Origin of the sequence: Asanoa sp. NPDC049573 (genome assembly GCF_040676615.1) — a bacterium.
GTDB lineage: Bacteria > Actinomycetota > Actinomycetes > Mycobacteriales > Micromonosporaceae > Asanoa.
The window spans coordinates 1-2,313 of the sequence record NZ_JBFAPI010000049.1; the positions used below are offsets into that span (position 1 = coordinate 1).

Genomic DNA, 2,313 nt, shown 5'->3' on the forward strand with positions numbered 1-2,313 from the left:
TGCCTCGTTGCGCAGCCGGTTACCGGTCGGATTGGGTGTCGAGGTGCCGTTGAACGTGTCGAGGACCGCGGTATAGGCCGCCTTCTTGTTGCCGGCGCAGTCGAACAGCAGCGCGTTGTCGCCACCCCGCCACGAGTCGCAGTCCCGCACGCCCCACACGGTGATGCCGGCGCAACGCGAGACCGCCAGGCAGGCGCGGGTGACGGTGGCGTAGATGTTGGCCTGGTTGCCGCCCTGCGTGACGTCGAGTTCGGTGATCTGCACGTCGACGCCGAGGTCGGCGAAGCGCTGCAGGTTGCTCTGGTAGTCGCCGGCGATCGAGGTGCCCAGGTGGGACTGGAAGCCCACGCAGTCGATGGGCACGCCGCGGGCCTTGAAGTCGCGGACCATGTTGTAGATGCCGGTCGACTTCGCGTTGACGCCGTCGGTGTTGTAGTCGTTGTAGCAGAGCTTGGCGTTCGGGTCGGCGGCGCGGGCGGCGCGGAAGGCGGCCTCGATCCAGTCGTTTCCGGTGCGCTGGAGGTTCGAGTCACGCCGGCCACCGCCGCCACCGTCGGCGAATGCCTCGTTCACCACGTCCCAGGAGTGGATCTGCCCGCGGAAGTGGGTGGCCACCTGGGTGACGTGGTTGATGGCGGCGTTCCGCAGGTCGCTGCCGGACAGGCCCTGGGCCCATCCGGGTTGCTGGGCGTGCCAGAGCAGGTTGTGGCCGCGCACGCTCATCCCGTTGGCGCGGGCGTGGCTGACGATGCGGTCCCCGGCGCCGTAGTTGAACACCCCCCGCTGCGGTTCGGTCGCGTCCCACTTCATCTCGTTCTCGGCGACGAGGCTGTTGAACTCGCGGTTGAGGACCGACATGTAGGTGGTGTCGTTGAACTTGTACGTGCCGACGGCGGCACCGAAGTAGCGGCCCTTCTCGGCCGCCGACGCTCTCAGCGTGGTGCCGGCGTCGGCGGTGCCCGTGAAGACCAGCGCCGCGCCGGTGGCGAGCAACCCGGTCAGCAGGAGTGGCACCAGTGCTCTCACCTGCCGCCGCCGCGACGAACTGTTCGAGCGAACGAGGTCTCTCATCACTCACTTACCTTTCGGACGGGGCGCCGCAGCAGGGATAGGCGCAACGACTGAGATCGATGCGCGCGACCTTGCCACGTTGTTTCCGGGCATTCAAGAGGCAATTGACGACGATGCCGAATGGCCGATGTTCGAAATCGAGATGCAAAAATGTGTTATGGGATCGATCCCATCAAAGTCGCATTGACATCCCACGATGCCCGACCTCATGCTGGCCAACAGACTACGGGACGGGAACGGAGTACACCTATGCCCCAGGGCACCAATCGGCATCGATGGCGCATGCTGTTCGCGGTCGCGGCGACCGTCGTTCTGGCCACCGCCGGTCTCACCGGCATCCGGCTCGCCTCGGCGGCGGCGGACGCCGCCACCCTCGCGGCGACGGCCGGATGCGGCAAGGCCCCGGCGTTGAACAGCGGCACGTACACGATCCAGAGCAGCGGTCAGACTCGCAGCTTCATCCTGCGGGTTCCGGCCAACTACAACAGCAACAACCCGTACCGGCTGATTTTCGCGTTCCACTGGCGCGGCGGCACCATGAACGACGTCGCCTCGGGCGGGAGCAGCGGAAGCGCCTGGGCCTACTACGGGATGCAGGAACAGTCGAACAACAGCGCGATCCTCGTGGCGCCGCAGGGCATCGGAAACGGCTGGGCCAACTCCGGTGGGCAGGACCTCACGCTGGTCGACGACATCATGACGCGAATCGAAAACGGGCTGTGTGTCGACACGACGCAGCGCTTCGCGATGGGGTTCAGCTACGGCGGCGGCATGAGCTACGCGATCGCGTGCGCCCGTGCCAACGTCTTCCGGGCGGTCGCCGTCTACTCGGGCGCGCAGCTGAGCGGGTGCAGTGGCGGCACCCAGCCGATCGCCTACTTCGGGATCCACGGGATCTCGGACAACGTCCTCAACATCTCCATGGGACGTTCGCTGCGTGACACGTTCGTCCGCGCCAACGGCTGCGCCGCCCAGAGTCCGCGCGAGCCGGCACCGGGAAGCGGGTCACACATCACCACCGTCTACTCGTGCCGGGCGGGATACCCGGTGCAGTGGGCCGCGTTCGACGGAGGCCACGGGCCGGGCCCGGTCGACGGATGCTCCGGCTGCGAGGACGGCGTCAGGACCTGGACCAAGGGGGAGGTGTGGAGGTTCTTCGCCCAGTTCGGGGGCACCACCCCGCCGCCCGACCCGACCACTCCGCCGCCCAATCCGACCGGTAACCGGTTGCGCAACGAGGCG

The 2,313-nt window shown here is 67.4% G+C and carries 2 protein-coding genes; one reads left to right on the forward strand and one right to left on the reverse strand.

Features of this window, described 5'->3' with window-relative positions:
* The coding region (locus tag AB0J74_RS38850; protein WP_363458307.1) for an endo-1,4-beta-xylanase at nt 1–1,014 on the reverse strand (1,014 nt) is incomplete at its 3' end.
* A gap of 339 nt (nt 1,015–1,353) precedes the next feature.
* Between AB0J74_RS38850 and AB0J74_RS38855 the strand changes: the two genes are divergently transcribed.
* A partial coding sequence (locus tag AB0J74_RS38855; RefSeq protein WP_363458310.1) for a poly(3-hydroxybutyrate) depolymerase occupies nt 1,354–2,313 on the forward strand: 960 nt, incomplete at its 3' end.